Source organism: Salinibacillus xinjiangensis, assembly GCF_009649735.1.
GTDB lineage: Bacteria > Bacillota > Bacilli > Bacillales > Alkalibacillaceae > Salinibacillus > Salinibacillus xinjiangensis.
The window spans coordinates 1-17,614 of the sequence record NZ_WJNH01000007.1 but is presented as its reverse complement, the minus strand read 5'-3'; the positions used below and the strand labels follow the sequence as shown (position 1 = coordinate 17,614).

Genomic DNA, 17,614 nt, shown 5'->3' with positions numbered 1-17,614 from the left:
TAAAACATATGAGTAAATTTCATTGGTAATTTTTAACCCCAATTCCAGTCCATCACCTAATAAAAGCACAGCACCTTTAACACTTTAAAGCAGTGAGGGTCTGTCCCCCACTGCTTTAAAGCGCGAAAAAGCCCTTGAGTTCATTCAAACTCAAGGGCCATACACAAAATTAAGCATTTGGCTTTGTCATTTTCTTTGGATCCACATAATCATCAAACTGTTCAGCAGTTAATAATCCTAATTCAACGGCTGATTCTTTTAGTGTACTATTTTTAGCAAAGGCATTTTTCGCAATCTTAGCTGCATTTTCATACCCAATGTGTGGGTTTAATGCTGTTACTAACATTAAGGAGTCATTCAAATATTTGTTGATTTGCTCTTCATCTGGCTCCAAGCCGACAGCACATCGATCGTTGAAGGACACCATGCTATCCGCAAGTAGCTGACTTGATTGTAGGAAGTTATAAGCAATTACAGGTTTAAACACATTCAATTCAAAGTTACCTTGACTTGCGGCAAAACCAATAGCTGCATCATTCCCCATTACTTGTGTAGCCACCATGGTTACGGCTTCACTTTGAGTTGGATTTACCTTACCTGGCATGATGGAGCTTCCTGGTTCATTAGCTGGGATTGTAATTTCCCCAATACCACAACGAGGACCGCTTGCCAGCCAACGTACATCATTAGCAATTTTCATCAAGTCTGCAGCAAGTCCCTTTAAGGCTCCATGTGCATAAACAAGCTCATCATGACTAGTTAAGGCATGGAACTTATTTTGAGCAGAAACAAATTTTTTGTTTGTAGATTGATTAATGTTTTCGCAAACCTTTTCCGAAAACTCCGGATGAGCATTAAGGCCTGTCCCAACAGCAGTACCACCAATAGCTAATTCATAAATATTTGGAAGACTACCTTCAATCATATTTTCTGTTTTTTCAAGCATACGATGCCAACCACTAATCTCTTGACCAAGTGTAAGTGGTGTAGCATCCTGCAGGTGAGTACGACCAATTTTCACTAAATCTTTATAGGCTTCAGCTTTTTCTGCTAAGGTTGCTTTTAATTTTTGTAGGGCAGGAAGAACAAGATCTTCAAGCTTTAACACAGCTGCAATATGCATGGCAGTTGGGAATGTATCATTTGAGCTTTGGGATTTGTTTACGTCATCATTAGGATGAAGACGAACGTCGCTTCCTTTTTCCTCTAACCATTGGTTCCCTACGTATGCAATCACTTCATTCACGTTCATATTGGATTGAGTTCCACTACCTGTTTGCCAAACCACGAGTGGAAAATGTTCTGTTAAGTTCCCTTCAATAACTTGATCAGCCGCATATGTAATCGCATCAGCTTTTTCCGTTTCTAACAATCCAAGCTCTTCATTGGCTTTTGCTGCGCTTTTCTTCAAAATAGCGAAAGCACTTACAATTTCCTGTGGCATTCTTTCATTTCCAATCGGAAAGTTTTGCTTACTTCTTTGAGTTTGGGCGCCCCAATACTTATCAGCGCTTACTTTAATTTCGCCTATTGTATCTTTTTCAATGCGGTAGTCCATGACAAATATCCTCCTCCATAATCCTTATGTAACTTTTTCTCACCCTTTAACCATACCAAATGTTTCGAAAATTGCCTACTTGTAGACGAAAAATTGTCAGATTAACCTTCTATTTTTTTAAAATTGTCCAGTATAATGAAAGTGGAGATAAGATGGAAAGGGGGGATGAACATGCCTAACATCTGGACACACATTATGTTTAGCGAAGAAATTATGGATACATTAAATGATTCTATTCATTTTCAGGAAGCTCAGAGATATATCAACTTAGGTGCTCAAGGGCCTGATCCATTTTTTTATCATAACTTTTGGCCATGGAAAAATGATGAACGTGTAAATCAAGTGGGCGAGTTCCTTCATAAAGAAAAATGTGGACCTTTCCTTATGGATTTAATCCAATCGGGTGAGTCCATGTCTACACAAGCAAAGGCATATATTTTAGGTTTTGTAAGCCATCATATATTAGATCGAAACACACATCCGTATATTCATTATCGCGCAGGATATGAAGGAAATAAGCATCAAAAGCTAGAGGTCATCATTGATACGCTCATGATGAAGGAGTATCGTAATCTGGATACTTGGAAGGTGCCTGTTTACAAGGAGATTGATGTTGGAGCTAATCTTGACTACGACATTGCCAAAGTTTTAGCGTCTTTAATTCAGAAGCATTGTGGTGATGAATTGCAAACTTTACCTCCACACTTTATTCAAGCTGCCTATCGGGATATGAAAAGAGCCCTAAGAGTACTTTTCGATCCCTTCAGCTGGAAAAATCGATTATTAGGTTCACTGGTATCCTCCTTTTCGCACCAGCCTATCAAAGTGCAAAAAGATTATTTAAACCTTAATCATACTACCTGGTATCACCCTGCCACAAATGAGCCTCATGATGAAAGCTTTCTGGATTTATACAATCAAGCACGAAAAGAAGGCATGGAGACTTTATATGCTATTATTCAATATTGGCAGGTGCCAAGTATTTCTAATAAAGAGCTAGTAGAAACTATGATTGGCAATATTTCGTACGATACCGGAAAACCATTGCGACAAAAGCTGGAAAACAGATATTGTGAGCCTATCGTTTAAAACAAAACCACGACATGCCGAATGTGCAGTCGTGGTTTTGTTTTGGCGCCTACTTACTCGCGTCCAACGCTTCGCTCTCACCTTTTTCAATATTAACCTTTTGTAAAAGGATAATCCCAACAATAAAAAATATTACGAGGGCTAAAATACCGAGTCGACTCGACCCTGTTAATTGTCCTACTAAAGCAAATACAAAGGGACCGACAATGGCCGCAAATTTGGATGAGACCCCATAAAAACCATAAAATTCTGCTTGCTTATGCAAAGGTACCATTCGACCAAATATAGATCGACTAAGGGCCTGGGCCCCACCTTGAACAAAACCAACACAGACTGCTAATAAATAAAAATGGAGTGCTGAAGTCATAAAATATCCTAAAATCACTATACCGACGTAAACGAGTAGTGAAAAGGTTAATGCCCGTTTAGGATTTATTTTTCCTGCCAGCCAGCCAAAAATAAACGTAAAAGGAATTCCGACAAACTGGGTAATTAATAATGCTGCAATTAAATCATTCGAAGCAATCCCAATCTCACGTCCGTAGACTGTGGCCATCTTAATAATGGTCGATATGCCATCATTATAAAGCCAAAAGGCGATTAAAAAAATAAACAGCTGCTTGTAATGACGTAAAGACTTAAAGGTATTACCCACACGCTGAAAGCCGATCATGACATAGGATCGATCATGCTTCACTTTATTCCTTTTCTCTTCCTGGATATTTTTAAATAACGGAATGGAGAAAACAAACCACCATAGCCCAACAGACGCAATGGCTACTTTTGTGGCAACGGCGACATCGGGAAAGCCGAAAAGTTCGTATTTTAAAATCATTAAAAGATTGATAGCTAATAATACCCCGCCGCCAATATAACCAAAGGCAAATCCAGAGGTAGAGACCTTGTCTATCTCTTTTTTGTTTGCAATTTCAGGTAAAAAAGCATCATAAAATACATTTCCGCCTGAATACCCAATGGAACCGATAATCATTAAAATAGATGCGAATAAGTACTGACCTTCTCCAACAAAGGCAAACAACACACTAGCAATCATACCCATGTAGGCAAAAAAACGGAGGAACTTCTTTTTGGCTTGGGAATAATCACTGATGGCTCCCAGAATTGGCGACAGAAGCGCGACAATCAAAACCGCAATTGACTGTGTATAACCCCAATAGCTGGTGGCTAGGTTATCCGATATATTTGATGCATAATAATCCGTATAAAAAACAGGTAACACGGCCGCCATAATCGTAGTCGCAAAAGCAGAATTCGCCCAGTCATAAAGCATCCAGCTTCGAATCATCTTTTTCTTCTTCATGTATTCACCTCTTTTACTACTCTTTTCCTAAGAATAGCAGAAATTGCCTGAAAATAGTCCAAAAAAATGAAAAATTTACAGCTAATTTACGATGAGTCTATAGTCTAAAAAACAGCGCCCCCTATCACGGAGCGCTGTTTCTTCTAGTTCGGATATAAATTAAAATATTCTTCTAATGTTAGCTGCTGTTCATAAATCTCTGTAGCCATTTCCTTACCAACGTAACGAATATGCCAAGGTTCATATGCATATCCCGTTATATCTTCTTTTCCTTTAGGATAACGAATAATAAAGCCGTATTCATGAGCGTGTTTTGCTAGCCATGCTCCTTCTTCAGTTTCACGAAAATCCTCAACTAACTGAAAAGTAACAGCTACGGTTGAAACATCCATCGTTAACCCTGTCTGGTGTTCACTATGTCCCGGCATGGCGGAGTACATTTTGGCATGTTCCTCACCGTTTTGCTGAACATTGCGGTTAAAAATAGCCTTCTGTGTTGCATAGGAACGGTAGCCAGAAACAGCAACTAAATCAATCCCTGCTTCCTCCGCACCCTTAAACAATTCTTCTATTGGCCCTGCAGCAACCTTCCGCATCTTTCTTTTATCAATCTTTTCATCAAAAGAAAATGGGATATCTGGATAAACTAAATTAGGTGGTACATAACCATCTGGTAGCTTCCGTTTTTTATTAACCACAATATCAGTTGCCTTAGGTTCTAACACCGTAATAATTCCATTTTCATCTGGCACTTCATTTTCGAAACGATCCGGGATATTTTTTTCATTGTTTTCTTGTTCGTTGCTTTCCTCTTCTTGCTTTTCATCATCTTGATTTTCTTGTTGGTTCTGTTTTTGAGAATCTTCTTGATTATCGTTTGTTTGATTTTCATTCTGTTCAGTAGCCGTATTGCTCTCTCCTGGTTCTTCTTTCCCCTTTGCGGAATCGTCATTTTGACACGCACTAAGAGTAAAAATCAAAATCAATGAAAGCAGCCACAATTTTTTATTCTGCATATAAATCCCTCTCTAGTCTCTTTGTGACATTCTACTTTCACTATAACACCGTTTATAAAAAGCTATCAAAGGATTTTTTTGGTTTAACTGTCAGTGTTTGTTTTCTCTTCTAAGCTTGAAATCGCTTCACTCGTCTTTTCCACTGATTCAAGCAACAGTTCCTGTCTTTCTAAATGCTCCTGAACTGTCGTTTGCATTTGTTCCATTGTGGCAGTTGATTCTTCTATTAAAGAAGCTAATTCATTTACAGATTGATCAATACCCTCAGAGGATTGATGGATAACGTTGGCTTCTCCGCCAAAATCATTAAGTCTTTTTACAAAAACTTGTACATTTTTACTAATTTCATTTAGTGAGTCTGTTACTTCACTTGTTATGGAAAGACTTTCTACTAACTTTTTACTATTTATTTTAACCTGTGACTCAGTTTCTTTCGTGTTAATCTCTACATTTTTTAGATTTTCGTCAATTTGTTTTGCGGTACGATTCGAAACCTCAGCTAACTTCCGAATTTCATCAGCAACTACCGCAAATCCACGGCCAGCATCTCCTGCTCTTGCTGCTTCAATACTTGCATTTAACGCTAATAAATTGGTTTGTTCTGCAATGTCCTGAATTTGATTGGTAAAACCAGTAGATTCACCTATGGTCTTAGCCAATTGTGCCATTTTTTCTTGCATAGACTGAAAGGACTCCTGAAAGCCTTGCATCGTCCCGCTCAAGTCCTCCATAGACTCCTTCCCATGAGATGAGGAGGCAAGCACCTCTTCTCCAGCGTTAGCAAGCTCTTGAAATGAGGCCATCAATTGCTGAATTTTATCGTTTGAGTCGCTTGATAGCGATGTAATATTTGATACAGATTCAACCTGTGATTCTGCTGCTCCACTAATTTCTCGAAAGGATTGAGTCATTTCTCGCATTGCTTCTGATTGATGATGACTACTCTCATTTATATCCTTTATGGACATATAGACGACATCAGCCGTACTTTTGATTTGTTCATTCTGTTTTTCACGTTCAGCTAATAGCTCATTTGATTTTTCTAGGGAATCATTAACGCCAGTAAGCAACCCCTTTGCCATTTGAACCTGGATATATAATAAAACGTAAACCAAAACAAAAAAGACTAATGCAATGACAATAGCTCTACTGTTTAACCCTAGAAGCTCCCCCTTCATCATCACGAAATAGCTTAAAACACCAATCCCGAGGACCGCTCCAGTGGTTAACACTGCAACAGATAATGCTACGGCTGCGACAGCAAGTAAAAAGAAGACAAATAACATATTCGTCACATAATCAGAGCTATGTATGACTACCAAAGAAACAAGTGCAATCCCGACAATGGCTAAATACGGAATCACTTTTGTTTTCCAATCTTTTCTAAACATTAAGTACATAATGGCAACAATTATACTTCCGATTCCTCCAATTGCTATCGTATTAATTACAGGTGCACCTACTACAAGCTCCGCTGTAACGCCCAAAACAATAGCAAAAACAATGATTTGCAATAATGTCCTATTTTGTTTCTTTTCAAATTGCTTTTGATCATAAGTCATATCCCATTCGTCCTCCACCCAGATTTCAACCTTTCTATCTTTATTCTTTTTTTTATGACAAAATCCTTTTTATTTATGTTAATATTTTACTTTTGTAAAAGCTTTTCTTATACTCTTATAAAAGCCAAAAAAAACCCTCGCCATTTTGAAATGACAAAGGATTTATCCAACAAACACTTCACTGAACAACACTTATTCCTTAATATATGGCTGATACTTTATACTTAACTCTTCAAATTGATTCCGATCCCCTAAGTCAATGGCCGAATTAATTTGCCTTTCCAGTCTAGCTTTTTGCCAGTTAAACATAGATTCGTCTAGAAACAGTCGTGCGGCTAGCTTAATTTCATAAGGAATTTCCTTTTTGGCACGAAAAGGTTGAGGCGAACAATTCTTGTATTTCACTAGTATATAAGAAGTCTTCTGTTTTTTCATGGAACATACCCCCTTGTTCCCTTTTTACTATTATCTAAGAAATCACTATATTTTGCAACAATTTTCAGAATATTTTTATATAACATTTTCCCTTTTTGACGAATTTCCAAACATATCTTTCTTCTTTCTATATGTATATGGTAAAACAGTCAATGATTTCTAAACGTTTATCATGACTTATGCAAATTAAACGGAAAGAATTTATTTCCATTGTAGTTAATATTAATATACCCAGCCGACTTTAAGCCGAGCTGGGCAAGGGAGATGATCTATATGAACCTCTTATAGGAGGGTAACCACATGAGGTATCATCGTTATTTATTTTTCCATGGATGTTTGTTCTTTCCCTTATGTTTATTCCTCTTGTCATGTCCTTTCTTTTTGCCATTGTCTTTCTGCTTACCTTTTTTCTTGAAATCATCAAATTGGTCGATTAATTTTACTGTAGACTCTCCTTCATTCCTGCTTTGTTCTTCTTTCTTCACCATATCCTTATCACGATCTTCCATGTCAGTTTCTGTTTCGTCTTCGGTTGAGTCCGTTGATAATTGATCGAGCTTCTCTTCTAGTCCAACAATATTTCCGTATTTAACTTTTAAACGAGCTAAAGATTTCTCAATGTTTCGTTGTAAGGCCTTCTTTGCAACTGGATTTTTCACCTTTTCCATGGCTAATGTAAGAGCAATCACATTTTGACCGATTTTAGCGTGTAAATTAGATGATTGCGTTTCTTTTTCATCCTCTTCTTCTGGGTAAAACGTGTCATCTAACTCAACTACTTCGACCTCTTCCTCTTTTTCAGATTCTTTGGCATCAGCTTCTACAACATCCGTTTCTACGTTTGCCCCAAGCTTTTCTGCCTGAGCCATCATGTCAGCTGCCTTTTGCAATAGCTCTCCAGCTTTTTCTTGCTTACCATCAGCTAACAATCGTTCAGCTTTTGAAATGATTTCTTCACTCATTTCAACTAATACTTCTGCTTTCCCAGTTTCATTATCTGCTAAGGCAAGTTGTAAATGGTTTGTGAATGATTTAAAGAAGTCAAATAAGGTAAGAGAGGATAACTCATTTGTATTTAGCTCCACTTGATCTTTATCTTCCTCTGCAAAGATTGTCAGTGGATTGAGGAGTGAAAATATAAGCGCTGAAACAACAATTACTTTCAAATACGTATTCCCTTTCATTTAACGAGCAACTCCTTTTGTTTTTTCATTAGAACATTCGCCCATGAATATAAAATTGTTAGGGTTGGTAAGTTTTTCTTTTGAATTTTAAATTCATCTTATATCATAATTGATTGCCCCTTTTTCCAAGTTGGGGCAACATATAATTTTGGGTAGTAGAACAAAATAATGAAGGATTGTTTCTTTTCATCGAATTTCTAGACCCATACATAGCAGCTTTGATACGCTAGGTAATACGGAATGCGTCAATATCGGAGGAAAATTTCATGGAGGAATATGCAAATTTAAAGCGGGGAGAGAGAGGGGCTTACTTAAGTATTATCGCTTATCTAGGTCTATCCACTCTTAAGCTCGTTATTGCTTTTATCGCCGGCTCTGAAGCACTTAGAGCTGATGGATTAAACAATGCAACAGATGTCGTAGCCTCGATTGCCGTTCTAATCGGCCTAAAAATCTCTCGTAAACCACCTGACCAAAATCATCATTATGGACATTTTCGGGCCGAATCCATTGCGTCACTCGTCGCCGCTTTTATTATGATTACAGTCGGCATTGAAGTGGTCTTAAACGCTCTTCATAAGCTCATCGAAAATGAAACCGAGACACCAAATATGCTGGCAGGATATACTGCCATATTTAGCGCAGTAATTATGTTTGGGGTTTATCGGTACAACTTATTTTTAGCCAAAAAAATTAAAAGTAGTGCGCTGTATGCTCAGGCTCAGGATAATTTATCTGATACTCTTGTTAGTATTGGAGCCTTCGTAGGGATTATTGGGAGTCAGCTCGGATTCACTTGGCTAGATTTAATTGCCGGGATTGCTGTTGGCTTGATTATTTGTAAAACTGCTTATGGAATCTTTCGAGACGCTACACACACCCTCACAGATGGATTTGATAGTAAAGAAATTAAACAAATTAAAAAAGGCATGGGCAAGGTGGACGGAGTGGAAGAGGTTAAAGACATTAAAGCAAGACTCCACGGAACCCAAATTCTTGTCGAAGCCACCATTCTCGTCGATCCAAAATTAACGGTTGAAGAGGGTCATCGTATTACAGACCAAGTGGAGGATTATTTGGGAGATACATTTGGCATTAGCCATACACATATTCATATTGAGCCTTATAAGTGATGACAGGATTGCTTCAGGGGAGTATTGATGCCCTGGGTTTTGGAAAGAGGATGGTGGTAGTTGGCGGTTTAGCTAGGGGGTTATGGTTTAGCTTTTTCAAGGCTAAGTTTAGCATTTACATTGCTTTCTTTAGCTAACACACACCCGTCTTTAGCGTCAGCACCCCAATCTTTAGCAAATAAACTAATCTTTAGCATTCTCCATAGAAACTTTAGCATCAACCCGCCAACCTATAGCAACAACTCCCAATGGTTCAGCATTCCTCCCCCCACCCAAGTTTAAGCAAACAATAAAACACAAGAGAATCAAACTCGATTTCTCATGTGTTTTATTTTTACTGAATTAACGGTCTCACATCATCCCAACCATAAGCTGTTTCCTCATATGTTCCTTCTCCAATCGTAATTTCCTCTGCGTCGATTGGTTTTGCCCCGAAGTACTCATAAAATTGACTCGATGGATTCGCTGTTAGTACCCAAACCAAAATAGACTCATAGTCCATCTCCATTGCCTTATGCATAAATGATGTTAATAGCTTTTTCCCTATACCTTGCCCCTGATATTCCTCTAAAATATAAATTGCATATATTTCACCTTCATATGGGAACTTTTTCGAACGCTCAGGTCCCCCTGATACAAAACCAACCACTTGATGCTCACGATTTTCGGCTACATATAAAATCTGTTTAGTGAGCTGACTTTTTAAAATGGTTTCCCAAAACACTTTTCGGTTTTCGTAGGATGTTTCCTGTGCTAAATCCTCTTCCTTTACTAAGTCCTTATATGTACTTCTCCAGCTATCTACATGAACCTTAGCAACCTCTTCAGCATCCTTAACTGTTGCTTCTCTAACATTAAACATGTTCTCCCCCCTTGATATATGAAAACCAGCTGTAGATGAAAAACTACAGCTGGATACGGTTAATAGCACTGAAAGGAAGTGACTCGATCTGTGTCAAACCCAGTGTAAACCCAGCGCCAACGTCGTGGATACCATCTGTAACCAGCTACAGACCTTCTCCCGATAAAGGTTGGATAGAACCAAAATCTTCTACCATTTGTTAATCGTACAATCGTCAATCTTCTTAAACACCCTTGAAAAGAGCCTGGATCGACAGCGTAGATGGAAGGGCCGCCCCCAAATTGTCCCTGTGCTTCAGATCCAAAACCGCCCTGAGCTTGCTCGGGTAAGCTAGGTGGCCTTGGTGGCAACTGATCTCCGCCTTGGCCCGGGCCTTGACCAAATGGCGGAAACTGTCCTGGTCCTTGACCTGGTCCCTGGCCGAATGACGGAAATTGACCTGACCCCTGGCCGAACGGTGGTCCTTGTGGTGTTTGCTGTTGCTGAAACTGGTCAAAAAAGTCGCTAATTTGACCCGGAAGATTTTGTCTATACATGAATAACCCATTCCTCTCTTAGTTTAGTGTCCCTATAAACTATGTAAAGGAATGGAAAATGGTGAACAGAAAAGTAATGACCCAAGCCTAAACTAGGGTAAGGATTAATCTACCTTACATAGTGAATAAAAAGACCGTTACAATCGCCCCTAAAACGGAAAAAATAACATTGATTTCAAAAAAGGCAATCACGATAGCGACTATTCCTCCGACAATTCCAATAAACGGTTTCTCTGGAATTACAGTCATGATCCCTGGAAAAATCAACGCACCTAAGGCCGCATAAGGAATTGCATCTAGCCAACGATTTACCCAATCAGGATAGGAGGCCTTATCTACTATAAATACTGGAATTAAACGGGGAAGCATCGTTACAATGGACATCCCAATAATAATCGCCCAAATCACTTCTCATCATCCCCCTTTAATAAAAAGATACCAAAAAAGCCGCCAATAATAGTTGCAATCACAATCGCCCAGCCCTCATTTACATGTATATTCACAAGTGCATAATTTAAGAGCATACTTATAATCGCAATCAGACCTACGCGCCATTCCTTTTTAACAGAAGGAACGAGCAAACCAATAAACATAGCATATAAGGCAATATTCATGCTTTGACTTAATTGGGCAGGAATTAACTCACCTAGTAAACCGCCGACGAGCGAACCGCCAACCCAAGCAGAGTAAGCAAGGACAATGACAGTGGCAAAGAAAACCTTTCCGTATGGCTTTTTTGCCTCCTCTCCATGCAAGGAGGATACAGCAAACGTCTCATCGGTTAACCCTAACGACAATGGAATCTTCCAACGCATGGGAATAGGACGAGCTTTATTCATAAAGGATAAGCTCATGACAAAATGCCTAAAGTTCAAAACAAATGTAGCCACGACAACCTCTAATAACCCGGTACCTGCACCAATCATTTTGGCCCCCATGAATTGGGAAGCGCCTGCAAATACAAGTACACTCATAGCAGTTAATTGTAATAGAGTCATAGATTGTGCAGCAAGAACGCCATAGGCTAAGGCAATCGGTAGATACCCCAAAAAGATTGGAAACCCTGTAATCAGACCAGACCTAAAGGCCGCTCCAGCACCAGTTGGTACATTTGATACCTTTTCTGCAGAATTTGCTTGCATGTATAACACTTCCTGAAGATAGATTTTTGAAAATTGATACCATTATAAAACATTTGGAAACTTTTGAGAAGATAAAAGCTTAGTTTATTTTTCACCTGATCGTAACGGATCCTTTTGCATATACTCCGGAAAAATAGATGGATGCAGCAAAGAGCCTAACTTTTGGATTCCCTCAAGTAATCTTGGGGATGGACGACAAAATAAATTTTCATCTAATAGTACAATCTGATCTTGTTGAATGGCTTTCATATTCGACCAATTGGGACGTTTTCTTACTAAGTCGGGATTCATTTTTTCAGTTTTCACCCCCACCCAGACCATACAAATTATATCAGGGTCTCGTCGTCTTACATCCTCCCAATCGGTTTCCACACTTGCTTGGTTTTCCGAGGCAAAAACATTCCTTCCCCCTGCTAATTCACTTACCTCGGTGAGCCAATTCACCCTCCCAGGCGTAAAAATTGGTTTTGGCCACCACTCCCAATACAAATTCAGTTTATGGTCAACCTTGGATGACAATGTATGATACAGTTCAAGAAAATCTCGATATTGCTTATGTACAGCCTCTGCTTTATAAGAGACTCCTAAGTGGTGTCCTGCAAATAACAAATTCTCGCCTATTTCTTCTAAAGAATTGGGATTTAAAACAATATGTGGGATTTTCCTTTTTTCAAGTTCCTCTACATTTTTTTCCATACCCGGGACACTTAAGGAAGCTAGAACAATATCAGGCTGTAGTTCTTCCACTTTATCCATATCGATATTCAAGTCAGGTCCGAGTCTAGGTAAACGTGTTACTTCCTTAGGCCAATCGGAAAAATCATCAACCCCAACAAGGCTTGAGGTTAAACCCAAATACTCTACAATTTCGGTATTACTTGGACAAATTGAAATGATGCGCATGTTTACTCCCCCAAAAAAAATATCTATTCCCTCACTATTTTTACGTTATAATCTGTAAATGAATGCTAAACTATTTTTTGTCAACGCTCCTTTCAAAAGAATGTGTTTTTTACTAAAAAGATATAAACTGCGACGTAACTCAAGGATGACTTCTTTTTCAATATGATGAGTGCAAAACCATCGCTTCGGGAAATACACTTCGCTTTCACCCAAGGGCACAAGCGCGACATCTATACAAACTCCCTTTGGTCGTTTTCATAGTGTCTTCTTTGCCGCGGGCGAGCGGTGAGCCTCCTCGCTGCGCTCCGGGGTCTCACCTGTCTCTTTGCTCCCACAGGAGTCTCCGTATATTTCCTCCGCTAAAAACCGTGCCTCATTCGTTGATTTAGAGATGAAATATTGGAGAATAAAAGCTTTTAAACATGCATTACTCAGAACACTCCAATAGTGGAGGCAGAATACGGAGACTCCTATGGGAAGAAGCGTGGTGAAGACCCCTCAGGAAGCGGTCTGGGCTTTCGAGGAGGCTGAGGCCGTGCCCATGGAAAGCGGAGTATTCTGCCGGAACTGTTTGCATGCACTCAATATTCATCAGAACGATTCTTAAAAGTTTTAACTACGTCACATTTTACATCTACTGCGAAGTATAAAAAGCAACAACGTTTAAAAAAAATCCTTTGTCAGAATACACTTTACAACTAAATAGTACATGAGGCTGTTGGAACATTCAATCATCTAAATCTGAAGTTTAAGCACCCTATGGTAGGAGGAAATCTCATCCTCTAGACCGTGTTCAATTGCTTTTCATTCCGATAAGATGGATTATGCTAAATTGCTTAAGGGCCACAGGAATAGAGGGGGTTACGATGACTAAATTTAGAGACTATCATCGCAATATTAAAATTCGTATTTTACAAATCTTTTTATCAGATATGGTAGCCGGAGCTATTTTTCCATTTATGGCTATTTATTTCTCTGAGTACTTTGGCGCAAAATTAACTGGGATTTTGTTAGTTCTAAATGTCGTGATTGGCTTCATTGTCGGTATATACGGCGGGTATTACTCAGATCGAATGGGGCGCAAGAAATTAATGGTAATCGCCGGAGTCATTCGAATGTTTGCCTTTTTCATCATGGCTTTTGCTAATTCGTCTGTACTAATTTCACCAGAGCTGACTTTTATCATGACGCTGTTAGTTATGGCTTCATTTGGCCTTGATGGACCTGCTGCAGATGCCATGATTATTGATATTACAAAACCCTCTCAACGCAAGGGAGTTTATTCTCTTATGTATTGGTGCTTTAACCTGGCTTTTGCGGTCGGAGGAATTGTCGGCGCGCTTACTTTCAAAAACTATCTATTTGAACTTTTACTTACGTTAGCAATCACAAATGTCCTATCAAATATCCTTGTTATCTTTTTTATTGAAGAAACAATGGAAAAAGTGGAAGCAACGAAGGAGAAAAGAGTACTACGAAGTATTGTGAAAAGCTACAAGGAAGTGGCCGGAGATAAGGTTTTCATCTACTTCGTTATAGCCGGACTATTAATCCAATCCATTGAAAATCAAATGGAGAATTATATTGGAGTACGTCTAAATGAAGAAATGCCTGCTCAATCCCTATTCTTTTTTGATGTAACAGGAGTAGAAATGGTGGGTTTTCTTAAATCGGAGAACACAATTATCGTTGTCTTACTTACCGTTTTTATTACAAAGTGGGTATCAAAACTAAAGGAAGATCGTGCCTTTTTAATGTCCATTTTCGTATTTACTGTAGGATACGTTGCTATCAGCTATTTCAATAATGTTTGGCTACTGTTTATCTTTATGGCCGTTGCTACGATTGGTGAATTAATGCGTGTCCCCATTCAATCGGACTTTATGGCTAGTATACCGAGTGATGATAAGCGCAGCTCTTACATGGCGGTCTATGGCATGGTCTTTAATGGATCGATGATGATTAGTTCCATTTTTGTCTCCTTAGGCGCCATATTTAGTACTGAAGTTATGTCATTACTCATTTTTGCCAGTGGTTTATTGGGAATGGCCATCACCAAAAAGATATTACCGGACTTAAAAGAGCGAAGACAATTGCAAGCTAATCAGGAACAAAGCCTGTCATAAGGAAGAGTTCATTCTTGATGAGAATCTATAGCAGACTGAAACGTTTCAGTCTGCTATTTTATTTGGTTGGAAACCCCTCTCTCTTTATTGTTGTATGTGAAGTTGACAGTATTGTAGTTTAACGCTCTTCCTTATCCTTCTGCTGTTGCTTATTTTTTCGCTTTACATCATACGGAAACACTTCATCAGACGTCTCTGTTTGTAGCTTGCTAGAGGACACTTGATGAACGTGGTAGCGATCCTCATCGGTATAGGTTGGATCCCTAAATACACGGTTTTCCATAAAGAAGTGGAATAACCCTTCTGCAATTGCGATAAAAAATGCGGCAAAAAGCGCGGCAGTACCCACTTGTCCTGTAGGTATGTTTAAAGCAATCCCATAAAAAAATAAGACCAAAAAAGCTAATCCAAAGTCTGCTAATGTCGCCATGAGGTTACCAAACTTTCTTAAAATGAGTAAGTCACCCATGAAATAGCCTAATGCAACAATTAAAGCGCTAATACCTAGCATCCCGATTATGGTAGGGTTTGTAAAAGCAGAAAAAACCGAGAGAACGGCTATGGTAATGACTAAATATTTAATTCCAAACGCCATTATATGTCTCATTTTCATCACCTCCATCGTTATTTTTCCTATTACGTTCAGAAATATTCAGACTTCAAGTGGAAGGATTCACAATAAAGAAAACTCCTGCAAATCGAAAACAGATGTGTAGTTGCACTTATACTTTTTACCGAATAGATTTGATATTTTCTGATAGGATAAACAAAATCACACCCTTGTCCAAATCAAAATCCCAATCCACAAATATGTCCATGACCTTAGTTTGGAGGATACGCTGAAAGTAGATATTATTATGAAGAACTCTTTTCTCCAGTTTACGTTTGGCTATTCTTAGGCTTTCCTGCATGCCTTGACGTATTAACTCCTTTTCAATTCTCACAAAAATACCATTTCGTATGGCTAAAATGGTCCGTGGATTAAGTTGATAAGAAAATAGTTCCTCCGGTGCCTTTTGGACATCAGCTGTTATTTGAGTCAATTCCTGGTGAAGTTCATTCTTTCCTTTATAATCTTCCGTTAATGGAAAGGAACAACGCGTTTGATCATTGCTGATTCCCACCAGCATGCCGGATTTATTATGTAAATTCCAATCGTAATAAAACTCCTGTAAGTCCATTCCAGTAATTAGACGAATGTATGCCTTAATCTCAGGGATTAACGTAGAAATAACCGCACCCCTCATCTCTTGAAGGAATTCTTCATTATTTTGTTGCATCAATACTCTTTCTGTTGGGGTAATAAAATTCCGTATATAAAGCGTGATAAAGGTATATCCCATTGAGACATAAACAGCCTCTGGACCTTTACCAAAATTGTCTCTAAGTAGTTTACTGACGTAGTTACTTAGCTCCATGGTTTGCTCCTTTTGTTCCACACACGAAATCTCCTTTTTGAATTATAGGATCACTTACATTTTAGTGTGTCTAAATGAGTGGGAATTATGAGGAACTTTTGGAAAAAGTTACTATAGCACAATATCTTATCTTTCTTTTATACTTAAGTTAGGTGAAGGGATAGAATGCCATTCGCTGGAAAAAGGGGATAATACTTGTGTATTACTTAACAAATGATTTACTTATAGAGGTATACCAGAAGGCTATACTACTAGAATGTGAAGAAGACTTTATCAAGTTGCTAGAAGATGAGATTTCAAAAAGGGGAATTCGCTTGGAAGATTGGCTGAAAGATAGGGATTAGAGATGAAGACCTTTCTTGATACAAATGAGCTTAACCATAATTTTACGAATGGCTTTCCCCTTTATCCCCATAAAGATTAGGCGTTTGTTGGATTGCGATGTGTTGTTAGTTGATTTGTTTTTATTCCACGATGATTTATTTCTTTTTCTAATAAAAGAATAAAATCTATATCTAACTCTAATAAGACAGCATTTTCGTAAGCTTCTTTTAAAGCTTGATCTGATAGCTTTTCAAACATTATTTTCACCTTCTTACATACATTTATAATCACACTTATAAGGAATTAATTTTAAAATACTGATAGCATAAAGCAACTTTTGTATAATCTTCCCAACTAAATATATTACTTTAATATTTATAGGCTTTCAATAGATAAAAACAATATTTATAGAATCTTCGTGCAGCCCTCTTTTCGGGGTATAGTATAAACTAGAGGTGAAGTTCTTTGAAATCGCGTGAAACATTATCAAAAGTCATAGGTGATCGAATTCGTTTACTTAGAAAAAAGGCTGGTCTTAGCCAGGAGGAGCTAGGGCATCGAGCTGGATTACATCCGACCTATATAGGCCAATTGGAACGAGGAGAAAAAAATGCTACTCTTGAATCAATCGATAAAGTAGCGAATGCATTACGAGTTAGCCTTGACGCAATCGTCGGATTTACTGATACTAAAATAACAGCTCAAAATGAAACGTTAATTGAAATTATACAATATCTTAATAAAGCAAATTTTGAGGAACAAAAAGTCATTTTAAAAATTGTGAAATTGTTAATAGAATGGCGTGAAAAATCGTCATCATAGCCCTTATTACATAACTATTTCGATTGAAAAAGGTGCTTACAAAATGGTACCGACCCCCGAAAGTTAGAGTAGAAAATCTAACTTTCGGGGGTGTTTTTATGGTCAAATATAGTGAGGAATTTAAAATAAAGCTTGTTACCGAGTATTTGTATGGGCATCTTGGATATCTATCATTATCGAAAA

General features: G+C 38.3%; 20 protein-coding genes. 5 read left to right on the top strand and 15 right to left on the bottom strand.

Annotated elements, in window-relative coordinates:
- Positions 1 to 169: 169 nt before the first annotated feature.
- Positions 170 to 1,558: a class II fumarate hydratase gene (gene fumC / locus GH754_RS11255; RefSeq protein ID WP_153728807.1), complete on the bottom strand. Its 1,389-nt coding sequence runs from the start codon at positions 1,556 to 1,558 to the stop codon at positions 170 to 172.
- A gap of 171 nt (positions 1,559 to 1,729) precedes the next feature.
- Here fumC and GH754_RS11250 point away from each other — a divergent pair, with 171 nt between their 5' ends.
- On the top strand, positions 1,730 to 2,647 hold the full coding sequence (locus tag GH754_RS11250; RefSeq protein ID WP_153728806.1) for a zinc dependent phospholipase C family protein: 918 nt from the start codon (positions 1,730 to 1,732) through the stop codon (positions 2,645 to 2,647).
- Positions 2,648 to 2,696: 49 nt separating this feature from the next.
- On the opposite strand, the gene GH754_RS11245 is transcribed toward GH754_RS11250, so the two are convergent.
- The 5 genes from GH754_RS11245 to GH754_RS11225 form a co-directional block, all read right to left on the bottom strand.
- Positions 2,697 to 3,968, bottom strand: a complete 1,272-nt coding sequence (locus GH754_RS11245) for an MFS transporter (RefSeq protein ID WP_153728805.1) — start codon at positions 3,966 to 3,968, stop codon at positions 2,697 to 2,699.
- A 143-nt stretch (positions 3,969 to 4,111) separates the two neighbouring features.
- Entirely contained in the window at positions 4,112 to 4,984 is an 873-nt protein-coding gene (locus GH754_RS11240; protein WP_153728804.1) for a M15 family metallopeptidase, read from the bottom strand.
- 83 nt (positions 4,985 to 5,067) lie between these two features.
- Positions 5,068 to 6,564: a methyl-accepting chemotaxis protein gene (locus tag GH754_RS19965; protein WP_153728803.1), complete on the bottom strand. Its 1,497-nt coding sequence runs from the start codon at positions 6,562 to 6,564 to the stop codon at positions 5,068 to 5,070.
- A gap of 174 nt (positions 6,565 to 6,738) precedes the next feature.
- The gene (locus tag GH754_RS11230) at positions 6,739 to 6,981 is read right to left on the bottom strand and encodes an IDEAL domain-containing protein (RefSeq protein WP_153728802.1); all 243 of its coding nucleotides are present in this window, start codon (positions 6,979 to 6,981) and stop codon (positions 6,739 to 6,741) included.
- Between the two features lie 314 nt (positions 6,982 to 7,295).
- Positions 7,296 to 8,165 carry a DUF5667 domain-containing protein gene (locus GH754_RS11225; protein ID WP_153728801.1) on the bottom strand — a complete coding sequence of 290 codons (870 nt, stop codon included), beginning with the start codon at positions 8,163 to 8,165 and terminating at the stop codon, positions 7,296 to 7,298.
- A 266-nt stretch (positions 8,166 to 8,431) separates the two neighbouring features.
- Here GH754_RS11225 and GH754_RS11220 point away from each other — a divergent pair, with 266 nt between their 5' ends.
- The gene (locus GH754_RS11220; RefSeq protein WP_153728800.1) at positions 8,432 to 9,298 is read left to right on the top strand and encodes a cation diffusion facilitator family transporter; all 867 of its coding nucleotides are present in this window, start codon (positions 8,432 to 8,434) and stop codon (positions 9,296 to 9,298) included.
- Between the two features lie 80 nt (positions 9,299 to 9,378).
- Here the strand turns inward: GH754_RS11220 and GH754_RS11215 are convergent, their stop codons facing one another.
- From GH754_RS11215 to GH754_RS11190, 6 genes are all read right to left on the bottom strand, one after another.
- Positions 9,379 to 9,516: a hypothetical protein gene (locus GH754_RS11215; RefSeq protein WP_153728799.1), complete on the bottom strand. Its 138-nt coding sequence runs from the start codon at positions 9,514 to 9,516 to the stop codon at positions 9,379 to 9,381.
- 116 nt (positions 9,517 to 9,632) lie between these two features.
- Positions 9,633 to 10,160, bottom strand: coding sequence for a GNAT family N-acetyltransferase (locus tag GH754_RS11210; protein ID WP_153728798.1), 528 nt, complete (start codon positions 10,158 to 10,160; stop codon positions 9,633 to 9,635).
- A gap of 59 nt (positions 10,161 to 10,219) precedes the next feature.
- Positions 10,220 to 10,696, bottom strand: coding sequence for a hypothetical protein (locus tag GH754_RS11205; protein WP_153728797.1), 477 nt, complete (start codon positions 10,694 to 10,696; stop codon positions 10,220 to 10,222).
- 114 nt (positions 10,697 to 10,810) lie between these two features.
- The gene (locus tag GH754_RS11200; protein ID WP_323741983.1) at positions 10,811 to 11,104 is read right to left on the bottom strand and encodes an AzlD domain-containing protein; all 294 of its coding nucleotides are present in this window, start codon (positions 11,102 to 11,104) and stop codon (positions 10,811 to 10,813) included.
- Positions 11,101 to 11,838 (bottom strand): AzlC family ABC transporter permease, encoded by a 738-nt coding sequence (locus GH754_RS11195; RefSeq protein WP_153728796.1) that lies wholly within the window; start codon positions 11,836 to 11,838, stop codon positions 11,101 to 11,103. The genes GH754_RS11200 and GH754_RS11195 overlap by 4 nt, the downstream gene beginning before the upstream one ends.
- An 84-nt stretch (positions 11,839 to 11,922) precedes the next feature.
- Positions 11,923 to 12,741 (bottom strand): cobalamin-binding protein, encoded by an 819-nt coding sequence (locus GH754_RS11190; RefSeq protein ID WP_153728795.1) that lies wholly within the window; start codon positions 12,739 to 12,741, stop codon positions 11,923 to 11,925.
- A gap of 866 nt (positions 12,742 to 13,607) precedes the next feature.
- Between GH754_RS11190 and GH754_RS11185 the strand changes: the two genes are divergently transcribed.
- Positions 13,608 to 14,867, top strand: a complete 1,260-nt coding sequence (locus GH754_RS11185) for an MDR family MFS transporter (RefSeq protein ID WP_194841336.1) — start codon at positions 13,608 to 13,610, stop codon at positions 14,865 to 14,867.
- A 118-nt stretch (positions 14,868 to 14,985) separates the two neighbouring features.
- On the opposite strand, the gene GH754_RS11180 is transcribed toward GH754_RS11185, so the two are convergent.
- Both GH754_RS11180 and GH754_RS11175 read right to left on the bottom strand, forming a co-directional pair.
- On the bottom strand, positions 14,986 to 15,474 hold the full coding sequence (locus GH754_RS11180; RefSeq protein WP_194841335.1) for a DUF2512 family protein: 489 nt from the start codon (positions 15,472 to 15,474) through the stop codon (positions 14,986 to 14,988).
- A gap of 124 nt (positions 15,475 to 15,598) precedes the next feature.
- Complete coding sequence (locus GH754_RS11175; RefSeq protein ID WP_323741982.1) at positions 15,599 to 16,306, bottom strand: DUF2294 domain-containing protein; 708 nt, start codon at positions 16,304 to 16,306, stop codon at positions 15,599 to 15,601.
- A gap of 176 nt (positions 16,307 to 16,482) precedes the next feature.
- Between GH754_RS11175 and sda (GH754_RS11170) the strand changes: the two genes are divergently transcribed.
- Positions 16,483 to 16,629, top strand: a complete 147-nt coding sequence (gene sda, locus GH754_RS11170) for a sporulation histidine kinase inhibitor Sda (protein WP_323741981.1) — start codon at positions 16,483 to 16,485, stop codon at positions 16,627 to 16,629.
- A 76-nt stretch (positions 16,630 to 16,705) separates the two neighbouring features.
- Here the strand turns inward: sda (GH754_RS11170) and sda (GH754_RS11165) are convergent, their stop codons facing one another.
- Entirely contained in the window at positions 16,706 to 16,867 is a 162-nt protein-coding gene (sda, locus tag GH754_RS11165; protein ID WP_153728792.1) for a sporulation histidine kinase inhibitor Sda, read from the bottom strand.
- A gap of 207 nt (positions 16,868 to 17,074) precedes the next feature.
- Between sda (GH754_RS11165) and GH754_RS11160 the strand changes: the two genes are divergently transcribed.
- Positions 17,075 to 17,431: a helix-turn-helix domain-containing protein gene (locus tag GH754_RS11160; RefSeq protein WP_153728791.1), complete on the top strand. Its 357-nt coding sequence runs from the start codon at positions 17,075 to 17,077 to the stop codon at positions 17,429 to 17,431.
- The last annotated feature ends 183 nt before the right edge of the window (positions 17,432 to 17,614 follow it).